Origin of the sequence: Aeromonas sp. FL131 (assembly GCF_049860615.1) — a bacterium.
GTDB lineage: Bacteria > Pseudomonadota > Gammaproteobacteria > Enterobacterales > Aeromonadaceae > Aeromonas > Aeromonas hydrophila.
Map to the genome: position 1 here is coordinate 1,462,769 of NZ_CP187595.1, position 18,134 is coordinate 1,480,902.

The 18,134-nt window shown below is 59.9% G+C and carries 13 protein-coding genes and 2 pseudogenes; 9 read left to right on the forward strand and 6 right to left on the reverse strand.

Annotation, left to right across the window (positions count from 1 at the left end; all coding sequences use genetic code 11):
* Position 1 precedes the first annotated feature (1 nt).
* The 8 genes and pseudogenes from sdhA to ACPW75_RS07045 form a co-directional block, all read left to right on the forward strand.
* Positions 2-1,768, forward strand: coding sequence for a succinate dehydrogenase flavoprotein subunit (sdhA, locus tag ACPW75_RS07010; protein ID WP_011705797.1), 1,767 nt, complete (start codon positions 2-4; stop codon positions 1,766-1,768).
* 16 nt (positions 1,769-1,784) lie between these two features.
* Positions 1,785-2,501: a succinate dehydrogenase iron-sulfur subunit gene (locus tag ACPW75_RS07015; protein WP_011705798.1), complete on the forward strand. Its 717-nt coding sequence runs from the start codon at positions 1,785-1,787 to the stop codon at positions 2,499-2,501.
* A gap of 122 nt (positions 2,502-2,623) precedes the next feature.
* Positions 2,624-5,434 (forward strand): 2-oxoglutarate dehydrogenase E1 component, encoded by a 2,811-nt coding sequence (gene sucA, locus ACPW75_RS07020; RefSeq protein WP_024945410.1) that lies wholly within the window; start codon positions 2,624-2,626, stop codon positions 5,432-5,434.
* A 92-nt stretch (positions 5,435-5,526) separates the two neighbouring features.
* On the forward strand, positions 5,527-6,714 hold the full coding sequence (odhB, locus tag ACPW75_RS07025; RefSeq protein WP_017409622.1) for a 2-oxoglutarate dehydrogenase complex dihydrolipoyllysine-residue succinyltransferase: 1,188 nt from the start codon (positions 5,527-5,529) through the stop codon (positions 6,712-6,714).
* A gap of 223 nt (positions 6,715-6,937) precedes the next feature.
* The gene (gene sucC / locus ACPW75_RS07030; protein WP_016350506.1) at positions 6,938-8,104 is read left to right on the forward strand and encodes an ADP-forming succinate--CoA ligase subunit beta; all 1,167 of its coding nucleotides are present in this window, start codon (positions 6,938-6,940) and stop codon (positions 8,102-8,104) included.
* Positions 8,104-8,976: a succinate--CoA ligase subunit alpha gene (sucD, locus tag ACPW75_RS07035; RefSeq protein WP_005300222.1), complete on the forward strand. Its 873-nt coding sequence runs from the start codon at positions 8,104-8,106 to the stop codon at positions 8,974-8,976. The genes sucC and sucD overlap by 1 nt, the downstream gene beginning before the upstream one ends.
* 255 nt (positions 8,977-9,231) lie before the next feature.
* Positions 9,232-10,263: a hypothetical protein gene (locus ACPW75_RS07040; protein WP_190283619.1), complete on the forward strand. Its 1,032-nt coding sequence runs from the start codon at positions 9,232-9,234 to the stop codon at positions 10,261-10,263.
* A gap of 460 nt (positions 10,264-10,723) precedes the next feature.
* Positions 10,724-10,915, forward strand: a pseudogene (locus ACPW75_RS07045) (YcgN family cysteine cluster protein); the annotation flags it as partial.
* A gap of 28 nt (positions 10,916-10,943) precedes the next feature.
* Here ACPW75_RS07045 and ACPW75_RS07050 read toward each other — a convergent pair.
* Together ACPW75_RS07050 and ACPW75_RS07055 are read right to left on the reverse strand one after the other, a co-directional pair.
* The gene (locus ACPW75_RS07050) at positions 10,944-11,765 is read right to left on the reverse strand and encodes an IS3 family transposase (RefSeq protein WP_039026397.1); all 822 of its coding nucleotides are present in this window, start codon (positions 11,763-11,765) and stop codon (positions 10,944-10,946) included.
* A complete protein-coding gene (locus ACPW75_RS07055; protein WP_039026396.1) occupies positions 11,762-12,076 on the reverse strand; it encodes a transposase in 315 nt (104 codons plus the stop codon). The genes ACPW75_RS07050 and ACPW75_RS07055 overlap by 4 nt, the downstream gene beginning before the upstream one ends.
* Positions 12,077-12,126: 50 nt before the next feature.
* Here ACPW75_RS07055 and ACPW75_RS07060 point away from each other — a divergent pair.
* A pseudogene (locus tag ACPW75_RS07060) lies at positions 12,127-12,396 on the forward strand (YcgN family cysteine cluster protein); the annotation flags it as partial.
* Positions 12,397-12,514: 118 nt separating this feature from the next.
* On the opposite strand, the gene ACPW75_RS07065 reads toward ACPW75_RS07060, so the two are convergent.
* The 4 genes from ACPW75_RS07065 to ACPW75_RS07080 form a co-directional block, all read right to left on the reverse strand.
* Positions 12,515-13,921, reverse strand: a complete 1,407-nt coding sequence (locus tag ACPW75_RS07065; RefSeq protein ID WP_190283618.1) for an FAD-dependent oxidoreductase — start codon at positions 13,919-13,921, stop codon at positions 12,515-12,517.
* A gap of 18 nt (positions 13,922-13,939) precedes the next feature.
* The gene (locus ACPW75_RS07070) at positions 13,940-15,688 is read right to left on the reverse strand and encodes a putative 2-aminoethylphosphonate ABC transporter permease subunit (protein ID WP_077096516.1); all 1,749 of its coding nucleotides are present in this window, start codon (positions 15,686-15,688) and stop codon (positions 13,940-13,942) included.
* A complete protein-coding gene (locus ACPW75_RS07075; RefSeq protein WP_077096515.1) occupies positions 15,685-16,779 on the reverse strand; it encodes a putative 2-aminoethylphosphonate ABC transporter ATP-binding protein in 1,095 nt (364 codons plus the stop codon). The genes ACPW75_RS07070 and ACPW75_RS07075 overlap by 4 nt, the downstream gene beginning before the upstream one ends.
* Positions 16,780-17,051: 272 nt before the next feature.
* A complete protein-coding gene (locus ACPW75_RS07080; protein ID WP_077096514.1) occupies positions 17,052-18,071 on the reverse strand; it encodes a putative 2-aminoethylphosphonate ABC transporter substrate-binding protein in 1,020 nt (339 codons plus the stop codon).
* Between the last annotated feature and the right edge of the window lie 63 nt (positions 18,072-18,134).

Here is an 18,134-nt window from a genome sequence, read left to right on the forward strand (position 1 = left end):
GGTGACTATTCCAACTCGTGAATTTGATGCGGTGGTGATCGGTGCCGGTGGCGCCGGCATGCGGGCCGCGCTGCAGATTGCCCAATCCGGCAAGAGCTGCGCTCTGTTATCCAAGGTATTCCCGACCCGTTCTCACACGGTTTCTGCCCAGGGCGGGATCACGGTTGCGCTGGGCAATGCCCACGACGACAACTGGCAGTGGCACATGTACGACACCGTCAAGGGCTCCGATTACATCGGTGATCAGGAAGCCATTGAATACATGTGCAAGACCGGCCCCGAGGCCGTCTATGAACTGGAGAACATGGGCCTGCCCTTCTCCCGCTTCGACAACGGCACTGTCTATCAGCGTCCGTTTGGTGGCCAGTCCAAGAATTTCGGTGGCGAGCAGGCGGCCCGTACCGCGGCGGCAGCCGACCGTACCGGTCACGCCCTGTTGCACACCCTCTATCAGCAAAACGTCAAGAACAAGACCACCGTCTTCTCCGAGTGGTATGCGCTGGATCTGGTGAAGAACCAGGACGGCCACATCGTTGGCTGTACCGCCATCGACATGGAGAGCGGTGAAGTCGTCTACTTCAAGGCCAAGGCCACCGTACTCGCTACCGGCGGTGCCGGTCGCATCTACCAGTCCACCACCAACGCCCACATCAACACCGGTGATGGCGTCGGCATGGCGCTGCGCGCCGGGGTTGGCGTGCAGGACATGGAGTTCTGGCAGTTCCACCCGACCGGTATCGCCGGGGCAGGGGTGCTGGTGACCGAAGGTTGCCGCGGTGAAGGCGGCTACCTGCTCAATAAAGACGGCGAGCGCTTCATGGAGCGTTATGCGCCGAACGCCAAGGATCTGGCCGGTCGCGACGTGGTGGCCCGTTCCATCATGATCGAGATCCGCGAAGGTCGTGGCTGCGACGGTCCCTGGGGCCCGCACATCAAGCTCAAGCTGGATCACCTCGGTAAAGAGGTGCTGGAATCCCGCCTGCCCGGCATCTGCGAGCTCTCTCGCACCTTCGCCCACGTGGATCCGGTCAAGGAACCCATCCCCATCATCCCGACCTGCCACTACATGATGGGCGGCGTGCCGACCAACGTGAATGGCCAGTGCCTGACCCAGGACAAGGACGGCAACGACGTGCCGGTGGTCGGTCTGTTTGCGGTGGGCGAAATCGCCTGCGTTTCGGTGCACGGTGCCAACCGTCTGGGCGGCAACTCGCTGCTGGATCTGGTGGTATTTGGTCGCGCCGCCGGCATGCACCTGGTCAACACCCTGAGCGAGATGGAGCACGGCCGCGCCGCCTCCGACGCCGATATCGACGCTGCACTGTCCCGCTTCAATCGCTGGGAAAATTGCCGTGACGGTGAAGATCCGGTGCAGATCCGCAAAGACCTGCAGCGCTGCATGCAGAACAACTTCTCCGTATTCCGGGAAGGCGATGCCATGGCCGAAGGGCTGGCCGAGCTGAAACTCATCCGCGAGCGCCTCAAGAACGCCCGTCTGGACGACACCTCCAAGGAGTTCAACACCCAGCGCATCGAGTGCCTGGAGCTGGACAACCTGATGGAGACGGCCTATGCCACCGCGGTGGCTGCCAACTTCCGTACCGAGAGCCGGGGCGCCCACAGCCGCTTCGATTTCCCGGAGCGTGACGATGAGAGCTGGCTGTGCCACAGCCTCTATCATCCGGACACCGAGTCCATGACCCGTCGCGCTGTCAACATGTCACCCAAGACCCGTGAGGCGTTCCCGCCCAAGGTCCGGACTTACTGATTGCGGAGCTAGCCCTATGAACGTCACATTCTCTGTCTACAGATACAATCCCGATGTTGATAACGTCCCTCATATGAAGGAATATCGTCTTGATATTCCTGAAGGTTCCGACATGATGGTGCTCGACGCACTGATCCAGCTCAAAGAGCTGGATCCCACGCTCGCCTTCCGCCGCTCTTGCCGCGAAGGGGTCTGTGGATCTGACGGTCTCAACATGAATGGCAAGAACGGTCTTGCCTGCATCACCCCGCTCTCCGATCTGCTGAAGAAGGGCAATAACGTCGTTATCCGTCCCTTGCCAGGCCTGCCGGTGATCCGTGATCTGGTGATCGACATGACCCAGTTCTACACCCAGTGGGAGAAGGTCAAACCCTTCCTCATCAACGACGAAAAATTGCCGCCCGTGCGTGAGCACCTGCAATCCCCCGAAGAGCGCGCCAAGCTGGATGGCCTGTACGAGTGTATTCTCTGTGCCTGCTGCTCCACCTCTTGCCCCTCCTTCTGGTGGAACCCGGACAAGTTCATCGGCCCGGCCGGTCTGCTCGCCGCCTATCGCTGGCTGGCTGATAGCCGCGATACCGCGGCTACCGATCGACTGGGTAATCTGGATGACGCCTTCAGCGTGTTCCGTTGCCACGGCATCATGAACTGCGTGAACGTCTGTCCCAAGGGCTTGAACCCGACCAAGGCCATCGGTCAGATCAAGTCGATGCTGCTCAATCGGGCTGTTTAGTATCAGGGCCAGGGCGTCACGCGCCAGGCCCGACCTCTGGATAGCCATCCGTCACCATGGCTGGATGGCTATTTAAACCCTACAAGCTGCGCTGCAGTGAACAAGATGTACAAGGGATAGAAATGCATAACGGCGTGATGAAGGCCTGGTTGGAGTCATCTCACCTGGCTGGTGCGAATGCAAGCTATATTGAGGATTTGTACGAATCCTTCCTGGAAGACCCCGAGTCCGTAGCCGAAGAGTGGCGCAGCCTGTTTAGCTCGCTGCCCCAGGTCAATGGCCATGCGATAGAACAACCTCACTCCCGAGTCCGCGATTATTTCCGTCGCCTGGCCAAGGATCCCTCCCGCTACAGTGCCCCCGTCTCCGATCCGCAAGTGGATGCCAAGCAGGTGCGGGTATTGCAGCTGATCAACGCCTTCCGCTTCCGTGGCCATCAAAACGCCAATCTGGATCCGCTCGGCCTCTGGGCGCGTGAAACCGTTGCCGAACTGGATCCCGCGTTTCACAACCTGCAGGGCGCAGACATGGAGGCCACCTTCAACGTGGGCTCCTACGCCATCGGCCGCGAGACCATGGTGCTCTCCGATCTGTATGCCTCGCTGAAGAAAACCTACTGCGGCAGCATCGGCGCCGACTACATGCACCTCACCTCCACCGAGGAGAAGCGCTGGCTGCAACAGCGTCTCGAATCCATCGAAGGGACGGGCAGCTACACCCTGGAAGAGAAGACCCGCTTCCTCGAGAGCCTGACCGCCGCCGAAGGGCTGGAAAAATACCTGGGCGCCAAGTTCCCGGGGGCCAAGCGTTTCTCCCTGGAAGGGGGCGATGCCATGGTGCCCATGCTCAAAGAGCTTATTCGCCGCGCCGGTGAGCAGGGCTGCAAAGAGGCCGTCATCGGCATGGCCCACCGCGGCCGTCTCAACGTGCTGATCAACGTGCTGGGCAAGCGCGCCCAGGACCTGTTCGACGAGTTTGCCGGCAAGCACGGCGAATCCTGGGGCACGGGTGACGTGAAGTACCACATGGGCTTCTCGTCCGACTTCGCCACCCCGGGCGGCAACGTCCACCTGGCGCTCGCCTTCAACCCGTCTCACCTCGAAATCGTCAACCCTGTGGTCATCGGCTCGGTCCGTGCCCGCATGGACCGCCGTGGTGACAAGGACGGCTCGACCGTACTGCCCATCACCATCCACGGCGACTCCGCCATGGCCGGTCAGGGCGTGGTGGCCGAGACCTTCAACATGTCCCAGACCCGTGCCTATGGCGTGGGCGGGACCGTGCGCATCGTCATCAACAACCAGGTGGGCTTCACCACCTCTTACATTCGTGACCTGCGCTCCACCGAATATTGCACCGACATCGCCAAGGCGGTGCAGGCCCCCGTGCTGCACGTCAACGGCGATGACCCAGAAGCCGTGGTGCTGGTGACCCAGATTGCGCTGGATTACCGCAACACCTTCAAGCGCGACGTGGTGATCGAGCTGGTCTGCTACCGTCGTCACGGTCACAACGAGGCCGACGAGCCGAGTGCGACCCAGCCGCTGATGTACCAGAAGATCAAACAGCACCCGACCCCGCGCAAGATCTACGCCGACCAGCTGGTGGCGGAAGGCAGCATCAGTCAGGAGCTGGCCACTACCCTGGTCAACGAATATCGCGAGACCCTGGATCGCGGTGAGCGGGTGAGCAAGGAGTGGCGTCCGATGGAGCTGCACTCCGTCGACTGGACCCCTTATCTCGGTCACGACTGGGCCATGGCCTATGACAGCACTGTACCGATGGATCATCTGAAGTCCCTCGGCGAGCGCATCAGCCAGTACCCGGCCACCCACGTGCTGCAGCGCCAGGTCGAGAAGATCTACGAAGACCGCCGTCTGATGGCCGCCGGCGAGAAGCTGCTGGACTGGGGCTTTGCCGAGACCCTGGCCTACGCCACCCTGGTGGACAAAGGCTCGCGTATCCGCTTCACCGGGGAAGACTCCGGCCGTGGCACCTTCTTCCACCGCCACGCCGTGCTGCACAGCCAGACCGATGCCAGCACCTACACCCCGCTGTGCAACCTGCACGACGAACAGGGCCCGTTCGAGGTGTACGACTCCGTGCTGACCGAAAACGCGGTATTGGCCTTCGAATATGGCTACGCCAGCGCCGAGCCGGCCGGCCTCACCATCTGGGAAGCCCAGTTCGGTGACTTCGCCAACTGTGCCCAGGTGGTGGTCGATCAGTTCCTCTCCTCCGGCGAGCAGAAGTGGGGCCGGATGTGCGGCCTGACCATGCTGCTGCCGCACGGCTACGAAGGGCAGGGCCCGGAGCACTCCTCCGCCCGTCTGGAGCGCTATCTGCAGATGTGCGCCCAGCACAACATGCAGGTGTGCGTACCGTCCACCCCGGCGCAGGTGTTCCACATGCTGCGTCGCCAGGTGGTACGTCCGATGCGCCGTCCGCTCATCGTGATGACGCCCAAATCCCTGCTGCGCCACCCGCTGGCGGTGAGCAAGCTCGAAGAGCTGGCCGAAGGCACCTTCCAGAACGCCATCGGCGAGATCGATGCGCTGGATCCGAAGGGCGTCAAGCGCGTGGTGTTCTGCTCCGGCAAGGTCTACTACGACCTGCTCGATGCCCGTCGCAAGGCCGAGCAGCAAGATGTGGCGCTGGTGCGAATTGAGCAGCTCTACCCCTTCCCGGAAGAGGAAGTGCGCGCCATTCTGGCCGACTATGCCCACGTCACCGACTTCGTCTGGTGTCAGGAAGAGCCGCAGAACCAGGGCGCCTGGTACTGCACCCGTCATCACTATGACAGCGTGCTGCCAAGCCATGCCCGTCTGCGTTATGCCGGTCGCCCGGCGTCGGCTTCACCGGCCGTCGGTTACATGTCAGTCCACGCCAAGCAGCAAAAAGCCCTGGTGGAAGACGCGCTGACCCTGGAATAAACCCGTTGCGAAGGAGAGGGCGCGCCGCTGCGCCGACCCTCTCCGACTCTGGAACAAGCCTGCTGGCCAAGAAGTAACAAGGAACTGATTAGATGACTATCGAGATCAAAGTACCGGACCTGCCGGAATCAGTGGCGGATGCCACCATCGCCACCTGGCACAAGAAACCGGGTGATCTGGTTGCCCGTGATGAAGTGCTGGTCGACATCGAGACCGACAAGGTCGTGCTGGAAGTGCCGGCGCCGGAAGCCGGCGTGCTGGGCGACATCCTGCAAAGCGAAGGGGCCACCGTGCTCTCCCGCCAGCTGATCGCCATGCTCAAGCCTGCCCCGGTGGCCGGCGAAGAGACCAAGGAGAAGCCGGTGGAAGCGGTGGCCGATGACGCTGCCGATGGTCTGAGCCCCTCCGTGCGCCGCCTGGTGGCCGAGCATGACATCGACGTCGCCAAGCTGACCGGTACCGGCAAGGGTGGTCGCGTCACCAAGGAAGACGTGGAAGCCTTCATCAAGGGTGGCAACAAGCCTGCCGCCGCCCCGGTTGTCGCTGCAGCCCCGGCTGCACCGGTCGCTCCGCTGGCCGGTCGCACTGAAAAGCGCGTGCCCATGACCCGTCTGCGCAAGCGCATCGCCGAGCGTCTGCTGGAGGCCAAGAACACCACCGCCATGCTGACCACCTTCAATGAGATCAACATGGCGCCCATCATGAAGCTGCGCAAGCAGTACGGCGAGATCTTCGAGAAGAAGCACGGCATCAAGCTCGGCTTCATGTCCTTCTACGTGAAGGCGGTGGTGGAATCCCTCAAGCGCTACCCCGAAGTGAACGCGGCGCTGGATGGTGACGACATCGTCTACCACAACTACTTCGACGTCAGCATCGCCGTCTCCACCCCCCGTGGTCTGGTGACCCCGGTGCTGCGTGACTGCGACAACATGAGCCTGGCCGACATCGAGAAGGCCATCAAAGACCTGGCCGGCAAGGGCCGTGACGGCAAGCTGACCGTGGATGAACTGACCGGCGGCAACTTCACCATCACCAACGGTGGCGTGTTCGGCTCCCTGATGTCCACCCCGATCATCAACCCGCCCCAGAGCGCCATTCTGGGCATGCACAAGATCCAGGACCGCCCCATGGCCGTCGACGGCAAGGTCGAGATCCTGCCGATGATGTACCTGGCGCTCTCCTACGATCACCGCATCATCGACGGCCGCGAGTCGGTGGGCTTCCTGGTCTCCATCAAGGAGCTCTTGGAAGATCCGACCCGTCTGCTGCTGGACGTCTAAAGAAATCGGCCGGACCGGCAAGCCCTCTGGCTTGATGGCTCGCGCCACAAGCTTGCCGCCGGACTTCCCGTTCGGCGGCAAGCGGGGGCCAAGCCGGCCCCGACGGAACGTCTGAGTGAAAGTGAAATTAGAAAGATAACGAGGGGCCGCCTTGGCCCCTTTCACAGGGGATTGAGAAACACGAGCCCCGGACGGAAATACCTACAACACGGATAGAGCATCTATGAATCTGCATGAATATCAGGCAAAACAGCTGTTTGCCGAGTATGGCCTGCCGGTCTCCGAAGGTTATGCCTGTGCCACCCCGCAGGAAGCGGCCGAAGCGGCCGACAAGATTGGCGGCAACACCTGGGTCGTCAAGTGCCAGGTCCACGCCGGTGGCCGCGGTAAAGCGGGCGGCGTCAAGCTGGCCAAGAGCAAGGACGAGATCCGTGCCTTCGCCCAGAACTGGCTCGGCAAGAACCTGGTGACCTATCAGACTGACGCCAACGGTCAGCCGGTCACCAAGATCCTGGTGGAATCTTGCACCGACATCGCCAAGGAGCTCTATCTGGGCGCCGTGGTTGACCGTGGCTCTCGCCGCGTGGTCTTCATGGCCTCTACCGAAGGTGGCGTGGAGATTGAAAAAGTCGCCCACGAAACCCCGGAACTCATTCACAAAGCCGCCATCGATCCGCTGGTCGGCCCGCAGCCTTATCAGGCCCGCGAGCTGGCCTTCAAACTGGGTCTGGTCGGCGAGCAGATCAAGCAGTTCACCAAGATCTTCATGGGTCTGGGCCAGATGTTCCTGGACTGCGACTTCGCCCTGCTGGAAATCAACCCGCTGGTGATCACCGCCCAGGGCAACCTGCACTGCCTGGACGGCAAGATCAACATCGATGCCAACGCCCTGTACCGTCAGCCCAAGCTGCGCCAGATGCACGATCCGTCCCAGGATGACCCCCGCGAAGCGCACGCCGCCCAGTGGGAGCTGAACTATGTGGCGCTCGATGGCAACATCGGCTGCATGGTCAACGGTGCGGGTCTGGCCATGGGCACCATGGATATCGTCAACCTGCACGGCGGCTCACCGGCCAACTTCCTGGACGTCGGCGGCGGCGCCACCAAGGAGCGGGTGACCGAGGCGTTCAAGATCATCCTCTCCGACAGCAAGGTACAAGCCGTGCTGGTCAACATCTTCGGTGGCATCGTGCGCTGCGACATGATCGCGGAAGGCATCATCGGCGCCGTCAAGGAAGTGGGGGTGAAAGTGCCCGTGGTGGTGCGTCTGGAAGGCAACAACGCCGAACTGGGTGCCCGTAAACTGGCCGACAGCGGCCTCAATATCATCGCCGCAACGAGTCTGACTGACGCAGCTCAGCAAGTGGTAAAAGCAGCGGAGGCCAAATAATGAGCGTTCTGATCAACAAAGACACCAAGGTGATCTGCCAGGGCTTTACCGGCGGTCAGGGCACTTTCCACTCCGAACAGGCGATTGCCTACGGTACCCAGATGGTCGGCGGCGTCTCCCCGGGCAAGGGTGGCACCACCCACCTGGGCCTGCCGGTGTTCAACACCGTCCGTGACGCCGTGGAAGCCACCGGCGCCACTGCCTCCGTCATCTATGTCCCGGCCCCGTTCTGCAAGGACGCCATCCTGGAAGCCATCGATGCCGGCATCAAGCTCATCGTCACCATCACCGAAGGCATCCCGACTCTGGACATGCTGGACGTCAAGGTGAAGCTGCAGGAAACCGGCGTGCGCATGATAGGGCCCAACTGCCCGGGCGTCATCACCCCGGGTGAGTGCAAGATCGGCATCATGCCAGGCCACATCCACAAGCCGGGCAAGGTGGGCATTGTCTCCCGCTCCGGCACCCTGACCTATGAAGCGGTCAAGCAGACCACGGACGAGGGCTTCGGCCAGTCCACCTGCGTCGGTATCGGTGGCGACCCCATCCCGGGTTCCAACTTCATCGACATCCTGGAGATGTTCCAGAATGATCCGCAGACCGAAGCCATCGTGATGATCGGCGAGATCGGCGGCAACGCCGAGGAAGATGCGGCGGCCTACATCAAGGCCCATGTCACCAAGCCGGTGGTCTCCTACATCGCGGGGGTCACCGCCCCGGCTGGCAAGCGCATGGGTCATGCGGGCGCCATCATCGCCGGTGGCAAAGGCACCGCGGCCGAGAAATTTGCCGCCCTAGAAGATGCCGGCGTGAAAACCGTGCGGTCGCTCGCCGATATCGGCAAGGCCCTGCGTGAAGTAACCGGCTGGTAAGTTCTTTTGCCTGTTATCTCTGATAAAAATGCCGCCCTTGGGGCGGCATTTTTTATAGGGATAGTTTTTTCGCCTGCGTAACTTAATTCAGTACACATCTCAGCTCAAAGGGGCGCTGGTCTCTGCGTGCGATGAATTGAAGACCATCATGTAAACGATACAATCATAATAATAAAATTTGCACATGCTGAATGGCGAACTATATTCTTATGGTTTGCAAGTGATATTGGTATCAATGCTGCTGGGGGAGATAATATGATGACTTCGAAATGTATGTTTTTATTTTGTATTTCTTCTGCACTTATTTCTGGCTGTTCTAGTAATCTAAGTGCAGTAGATAAACTTACTAGCTCGACTCAAAATGATGGCGGTATCTCATCTTACTTTAATGACATTCCATTTCAAAGTCGCTTTCTTGCAATAAATGGCCAACTTCCTATAGATACTGTAGGAATGCCTTGCGTTGCGAGTAGTTATCGAGTGCCATATTCAATGATATGTCTGAGTACAGATAAGTCGAAAGTTATCGAATATGACTACCCCGTGACAGGAAATCCTGGTAAAAAAATAAAAGACATTAAAAACAGCTTCACTAATTTAGAGAAAAAATCACAAGACTTAGTTACCAAATTACTTGTTAAGGCTACTTGCCAAAATGCAGGAAAAGAAGAATGCACGGCGGAGGTTGAGAGTGCATCTACTGCTCAGTCAGAATTTCAATCTTTACAGGCGGAAGTATTATCAAAGTTGTCAGATGGTAATACGTTTATATTTCAGTGGAGCAGCACAGCCGGTGGTGGATTCGATGTAGAAGCTGACCCCTATGGGAAAATTGATGGGCAGGGTGGCTATCAGAATAGTGGAATTACAATCGTGTCTGGTTTACGCATATCCCAATTTTTAGTGGGAAATGATATCAGCAGTATTTATCGGAATTTGCCAAAGGATACTAAATTAGCAACATTTGTCATGCAGGCACAAGGAATTGCATATATAAGTACTAGAAGCATTAGTGCTACGGTGCAAGCTCGTTTAGGGCTAACGCCCACTCAATTTAGTGACATAATAAGCACTTTGTCTGGCGCTCAGAAAATACAACTGGCAGCAGCTTTCAATTATGTAAGCAGCCTGAGTAATGAGGGTCAATTTCACACTGTAAATAAGAACATTAAAGATGTGCCGACGTGGAGCGCAACAGGTAAGATAGAAGACCATGGATATCAAACTTTCTATGCAACCATGACAAAATTAGATGAGCTTAAAAAAATGATTGAGAGAAAACAGTAAATTAGTTACAGATCACATCTGCATATGCAGTGTGATTATATATGGTTGTTTTATAGTTTTGTTTGTGAACCAATGAGTCATTTTAACAACTTTTTCGATATATTATGACAGTTTTGTGGTTGTATTATCGCAGTGTAATTGGATGCTTGAAAAACATTATTAATGTTTTCCCATTTATTCGAGTGAAATGCCATTTTTGACATTGAAATTGTTTGATGTGGCTACTGATAGAGTAATGTCTTGACCAAGAAAGTCTGATACTCATACTTAATAGGGCAATTCAACCCATCATGGGAACATTAGAATTTCAAAATTTGTTGTCTTGTATCTATTTGTTTCCCATTGTTTTATCGATAGCTACTAGTGAGTAGGCGAGCAAGGCTCTTCCGCCAACCTTGAAAAATCGGGCCATAGGGCGTATAACCACGCGCTTGTCAGTGTATTGAGTGAGCCAACTTTTATGCAGCAGAGTGAACCCGTGCAGAACACCCCCTTTTGGCAGGTAAAAAGCCTGCAACAGATGACCATGACGGAGTGGGAATCCCTGTGCGACGGCTGCGGCAAGTGCTGCCTGAACAAGCTTATCGACGAGGACACCGAGGAGCTGGTGTTCACCAACGTGGCCTGCAACCTGCTCAATACCAAGACCTGCCTGTAATGACCCAGCCGTTCCTGCACAACTAAGCGGCTTCGGCATAGGCCTGCGCCGGTGTTTTCATCTTTAGCGCCTGGTGAGGACGCTTCTGGTTGTAAAACTGGATCCAGTCGCCAATCACCCGACTGGCATGCTGCAAGGTCTCGAACCTCTGCCGATGGGCACACTGCTCCTTGAGCGTTCTGATCACCCGCTCGACCATGCCGTTTTGTTCCGGCGTGTACGGCGTGATGAACTCCTGCTGCAACCCATAGCTCTTCACCAGTGCTGTGTAGTTGCGGCTGGTAAACACCAACCCATTGTCGCTACGTAACAAAAACGGCGATGCAACTCGTCCCAAGCTGCCGAAGCGAGCAATTAAGGCTTGCTCCAGCGCTGCCTCGGCCGTTTTCGATTTACCACTGCGCGAGAGATGCCATCCCAGTAGTTCACGGGTATGGCAATCAATCACCAGCGCCAAGGAACACCAGCCATCGCGACCAGCCCAGATCCGGCATAGGTCCGTCGCCCAGCGTTGGTTGGGCGCTGAGGCCACCGAAGGCAGGGCCTGGATCCGGGGGCGAAACCCAACCGGACGCTTGCGAACTTGCCAGCCCTTGAGCTGGAAGATGCGCTGTACCGTGTTCTTGTTGAACCCCAACAGGGCTGCAACCGTCCGGTAACCGAACGATGGGTTCTCCTCAATCATGTTTTTGATCGGGGTGACCAGATGCTCCTGAAGCTTGGGCGCGGCCTTGACGCTGCGGTAGTACCAACTACGACGCGGCAGGCCAAACCAGCGGCAGAGCTTGCTGACGGAGACATCAATACCTTCTGCGCGTAATCCCTGCTGAACATCGGCGACTATCTGTCGTCCTCGCCCAGCAGGGAGGCCAGCTTTTTTCTGGCGCGTAACTCCAGCATGGCCTCGCCATAAGCTTCCTGGAGTTCCTTGAGCTGCTTCTCGTACTGCTCGCGAATATCCAGTGGCTTGGCCCGTAAGGCGTTTTCCATGCCCCGTTTGGCGTCATCTACCCATTCTTCAATCTCGGAGGGCGGCAAATCAAAGGCTCGAGCCGCTTCGGCGACGGTGGTCTTGCCCTGAATGATTTCCATGACCAAGGCGGACTTGCGCTTGGCCGTCCAACGTTTGATTTCTTCGTCCATCGTGATGCTCATGTCTGTGATCTCCACTCATTATGACCTGAGCAGGATTTCAGTGGGTCATTACATGCCAGTGCTCCGACTACGGCAACCGCTTTAAAAAAGAGCCGGACTGCCTGCAGATCACTCACGACAAGATTGCCGAATATGACTGGCTGCCCTCTACCTGTGCCTATCGCCTGCTGGCGGAGGGGCAGAGCTTGCCTGAGTGGCATCCGCTTATCACCGGCAGCCGCAGCGCCATGCACCAGGCTGGTCAGTCGGTGCGTGGCAAGGTGGTGCACGAGGTGGATGCCGGCGACTGGATCGATCACATCATTACCTGGGCCAGCTAACGCCAGGCCTGTCTATCAGGCCAGCTGCGAGCCGTACCAACTGCGAAGGGGCAGGGGAGTCATCACTCTCCTGCCCCTTCGGCTTTCTGGCTCCTTCCTAAGTGCTGGACGAAGGCGCCTATTTGTCCGCCTTGCCAGCGGCATCGGCAAGTTTGGCCAGCTGTTTGTCATACCAAGCCACCGGCCGGTTCTCATCCTCTGCCTGCTCCTTGCGCCGGATGGCGCTGCGCACCGCCATGGCGCCCAGCCAGCGAAATGGCTCGGGCGGGAAGTAGCCGCGCGGGCCGCTGACCAGCGCGCATTCGCGCCACGGCTTGTCTGCTTCTCGCACCTCATCTCTCAAAAGGGCCGCCAGGATCTGGCCGCCCATCCAGCTCTGGGCCACCCCGTTGCCGGAATAGCCGAGGCCATAGACGATATTGGGCTGCCCTCGCCAGTGGCCGAAGAAGGGGAGGCCATCTACCGAGCGGTCGGAGGCGCCGCACCAGCTGGCGGCGATGGGCACATCTTTGAGCGCGGGAAAGAAGCGGCGCAGGGTGCGGGTGAGGGGGGCAAGATAACGGCTGGGGGCATCGAACTCGGCCAGATGGCGGTTGGCAAAGGCGAAGGTGTTGCCCCCCTTGCCGAGCATCAGCCGCCCTTGCGGGGTGGTGCGGTAGTAATGGACAAAGGTGCGGCCATCCACCACGGAGCGGCCGTGCTCAAGCTGCTGGGCGGCCAGTGCATCCGGCGCGGGGTCGGTTATCACCATATCGGAGGAGACCAGCACTATGCTGCGGCGAAACTCGCGAAAGTGCGCAACCATGGCGCTGTTGAGGGCCAGCACCACCTTGCGGGCACGCACCTCACCTTGCGGTGTTTGCACCCGCGCAGGCTGGCCCGCCTCAAGGCGCTCCATGGGGGAGTGCTCATAGACCTCGACTCCCAGCTCCCGCGCCACCCGCAGCAGGCCGCGCACCAAGAGCGCCGGTTGCACCGAGCCCGCGTGGGGGCTGTAGAGCCCCTCCAGATGAACGTGGGAGCCGCTCTGACTCGCCAGTTCATCCTCTTCAATCGCCTGCCACTGGTTAAGGTCGGCTCGCTGTAGCTCCCGTAATACCGGCTCCATCAGGCCGCGCTGGGCCTCGCTGGTGGCGGTGTAGCAGGTGCCCTCGACCCTCAGCTCCGCCTCTATGTTGTGAGCTGCGCAGAAGCGGGCGATCTCGTGCACCGCCTGCTCGGATCTTTGCACCAGCCAGGCGGCCTGCTGCTCGCCAAAGAGGCGCTTTAACGTCAGGTATTTGGCCGACCAGGTGAGCAGGCAGCCGCCGTTGCGCCCGGAGGCGCCGCTGCCGCAGCGATCTTTTTCCAGCACCAGGATGCGCAAGCGTGGCTCGGCCTGTTTAAGGGCGATGGCGCTCCACAGCCCGGTAAAGCCGCCGCCGACGATGCAGACATCGGCCTCGTGGTTGCCGACAAGGGGGTTAGGCGGCGCGGGCTGTTCGGCGGCGAGCGCCTCGGCCAGCCAGAAGGGGAGAGTGGACATGATGACTCCTCGACAAGGTTATGGGTGGCGCCAGCGCTGGGTGCGATCTAGCAGGGCGCGGCTCAAAAAGAGCTGGAGCAGCTTGACGGTGGCGGCGGCCAGCAGGATCAGGGTGGCCATGGCGGCGGCCGCGGCGGTATCGCCGGAATCCTCCATATTGAGCACGGCGATGGAGGCGAGCACGCTGTCGCTCGAATAGAGGAAGATCACCGCCGAGGTGGTGGTCATGGCGTTGACGAACAGATAGATGAAGATCTCCAGCAGCGCGGGCAGGGAGGCGGGCAGGGTGACCCGCCAGAACGCCTTCCAGAGCGGAATGCGCAATGAGATGGCCACCAGCTCCAGCTCCTTGGGCAGTTGTTTCAGGCTGGTCAGCGCCGTCAGATGACCCACGGTGTAGTAGTGGATGACGCAGGAGAGCACCATCAGCGGCAGAGTGCCATAGAGAGTGCCGTAGAGGCCGCCAAAGAGCGGATTACCGTTGAAAAAGAAGATGTAACCCAGCCCCAGCACCATGCCGGGCACCGCCAGCGACAGCATGGCGAGCAGATGCAGCAACTGGCGAAGCCATGCAAAGTGGCGCCCCTTCTCCTGTGCCCAGGCTAGCACCATCACCAGCACGGTGCCGATAAGCGCGGTATAGAGGCCCAGCTGCAAGGTGTTGGTAAAGGGCTGCCAGCCGTAGACGCTGTTGCTGTCAAAGGCGTAGTGATCCAGCGTCAGAGCGAGGTTGTAGGGCCAGAACTGTACCAGAGAGCCGTAAACGGCCATCCCCACCAGCGCCAGAAACAGCAGGGCCCAGAGGGTACACCAGCCGAGCGCCAGCAGATCCCGCAGCCGATGGGGTTTGGGCTGATAGGGCACCGCCTTGGTGCTGCTCTGCTCCTGCATCTTGCTGCGTACCCTGTGCTCCAGCGCAAAGCTCAAGAGCGCCGGCAGCAGCAGGGTGACGCTGGCAACGGCGCCCAGCGAGAAGTTCTGCATCCCGATCACCTGTCGATAGATATCGGTGGCCAGCACGCTGTACTGGCCGCCAATCACCTTGGCCACCCCGAAGTCGCAGATGGTGAGGGTGAAGACGGCGATGGCGGCGCTGAGCAGGCCATAACGGGCGGTGGGCAGGGTGACGGTGACAAAGGTGCGCCAGCCGCTGCTGCCCAGCACCCGGGAGGCTTCATAGAGGCGGGCATCGCTCTGACCGAGCGCCGTGATCAGGATCATCAGGGCGTGGGGGAAGCACCAGAAGCCAAGACCGATGACGATACCGATGGGACCGTAGATGCTCTCGCCGCCGAGCAGCCCCTTGGCGATCCCCTGATTGCCAAACCAGTAGACCAGGCTGATGGCGGGCAGCAGGGAGGGCATCAGGAGCGGAATAAGGCCAATGAGGCGAAACAGACTCTTGCCCGGCATGCAGGTGCGGGTGAGGGCATAGGCGTAGCCGCAGGCGATGGTCACCACCAGCGCGGTGATCAGTACCCCGAGCCAGAGGGTGTTGCCGATGGTGCGCCCCAGATGAGGGGAGTCGAAGTAGGCGCTGAAGTTGGCAAGGCCCACCCAGAGCCCGTTCTCATCCTGCAGGCTCTTTTGCAGCATGGTGAGCAGCGGCAGCAAGAGCCCCCCCACCAGCAGGGCGATGCCGAGCGCAAGCAGGAACAGTTGCAGCAGCTGATCCCGGCTCCAGCCGCGACAGAGCCGCTGCCAGCGGGCGTCTTGCCGGGCTGTCGCTGGCGGCAACAGGGAGGAAGTCGCGAAGGGGGCTGTCATGGGCGCTCTCCTTCAAACAGCTGCATCGCCCCGGCGGGCCAGTGCAGCGAGCAGCGCATGCCGCTGCGCCAGCCACCCTGTTGGTGGCGGGGCAGCTCGTGGGTCGGGCGCTCCACCAGAATTTGCTGCGGGCCCAGATAGGTGTCGGCGGTACAGATCAGGCGTTGGGCGGCGCCGAGAAACTCCACCTGATCGATGGTTGCTTCAACGCCATGCTGCCCAAGATACGGCTCGCTCGGTGCACTCAGGGTGATCGCCTCGGGGCGGATCGCCACCTGCAATTTGCTGCCGGCCGCTGCCCGGTTGGCGAGTTGCAGCGGTTGTTCGTTGAGGCGCACCTGAGTGGGGCTGAGCACCAGGGTGTCGAGGAAGTTCATGGTGCCGACGAAGCTTGCCACGAAACGGCTGGCAGGCTGGTGGTAGATCGCCTGCGGGGTGCCTACCTGCACGATGCGGCCACCCTCCATCACCACGATGCGATCGGCCATGGTCAGCGCCTCTTCCTGATCGTGGGTCACCATGATGGTGGTGATGCCAAGGCGCTGTTGCAGGGCACGGATCTCGCTGCGAAGGTGGGTGCGTACCAGTGCATCCAGCGCGCTGAGCGGTTCGTCCAATAGCAACAAACCGGGGGAGAGGGCGAGCGCCCGGGCCAGCGCCACCCGCTGCTGCTGGCCGCCGGAGATCTGGCTCGGGTATTTGTGGGACTGGGCCGTGAGATCCACCAGCCCCAGCCAGTGATCGACCCGCTCCTTGATGAGGTCCCGCGCCAGCCCCTGATTCTCAAGGCCGAAGGCGATGTTCTGGGCCACCGTCAGGTTGGGGAAGAGGGCGTAGGACTGAAACACGATGCCAAAATCGCGCTGCTGGGGCGGCAGCCGGGAGATATTGCGCCCCCCTTGCCAGATCTCGCCGCTGTCCGGCAGATCCAGCCCGGCGATGGCCCTGAGCAAGGTGGTCTTGCCGCAGCCGGAGGGGCCGAGAAAGCAGATAAACTCCCCCGGCTCAATGGTCAGAGAGATCCCCTTGAGGGCCTGAAAAGCACCGAACTGCTTGTTGAGATGTTGAATGTCCAGATAGGGCTGGGTCATGGTTCGACTCGCTACTGATTTGGTATATACCAGTTTGCGAGCAAAGTGTGACGGTCAGGTGATCGGGGGATGACAGCTTGATGACAGTCAAATGACATCGGGTCGCCAGCAAGTAGTTGGGCCCTGTGTGGATGGGCGAAGCGTCGCTAATTGAAGGCAATACAAACTCGGGAAGTTAAAACCAAAAAGCGAAGGCCAACAGCTGTTGGCCTTCGACTGGCAGTTTATTGGTGGCTGTGTGTGGGGCGTGAACAAACCGCCGCCCTTCACGCTTACTGCTTGGCTTCGGTCTTGCCGTCGAAGCTGGCGCTCCACTGGGCCAGGATGGTGTTGCGCTCGCGGGCAGCCCAGCCAAAGTCGTTGTCGATCATCTGGCCCTTGATGTTGGCGGGATAGCCGGCTCTGGGCTTGGCTACCTCCGGGATGGCGACCACGGCGAACGACTTGTTGTAGAGGGTGTTGGCCTGTTCGGTGGCGGCAAAGTCGAGCAGCTGTTTGGCGGCCTCCAGCTTGGGGGTGCCCTTGATGATGGCGGCGGCTTCCATATCCCAGCCCGAGCCCTCTTTCGGGAACACCACCTCGATGGGGGCTCCCTTGGCCTTGAGGCTGGTAGCCGGGAAGTCGAAGGAGATACCGATCACCGTCTCGCCGCTGGCGGCCAGCTTGCAGGGGGCGGAGCCCGAGTGGGTGTAACGGTCGATGTTCTGGTGCAGGCCGTTCATAAATTGCCAGCCCTGCTTCTCACCCATGGTCTGCAGCCAGCCAGCGACGCTCAGGTAACCGGTGCCGGAGGAGCTGGGGTTGGGCATGATCACCTTGCCCTTGTAGATGGGCTTGGTGAGGTCGGCCCAGCTGGTGGGTGCCGGGATCCCCTGTTTCTCCGCCTCTACCTTGTTGAAGCAGATGGCGCTGAAGAAAGCGTCCAGACCGATCCAGTGCGGCTCAGCCTTGCTGTCGCGAAAGCGGCTGTCGAGCTTATCCAGCCCTTTCGGTGCATAGGCATTGAGCATCTGCTGCTGATCGAGCTGCATCAGGCTGGTAGCCGCCAGTCCCCATACCACATCCGCTTTGGGCTGGGCTTTTTCCGCCAGCAAGCGGGCGGTGACCACGCCGGTGGAGTCACGCACCCACTTGATGTTGATATCCGGATGCTGGCGCTCGAACGCGGTTTTCAGCTCGCCGAGCTGCTCCGGTTCGAAGGCGGTGTAGACGGTGAGATCGGTGGCGGCCAGTGCCGGGGCTGTCGTGGTGGCCAGCACGGCGGCGGCCAGCAGATGGGTTCCCTGTTTCATCCTCTTCTCCATATAAGTTGGCTTGGTATAAACCAGATTGGTCGAGAGAGAGGCTAGGGGACT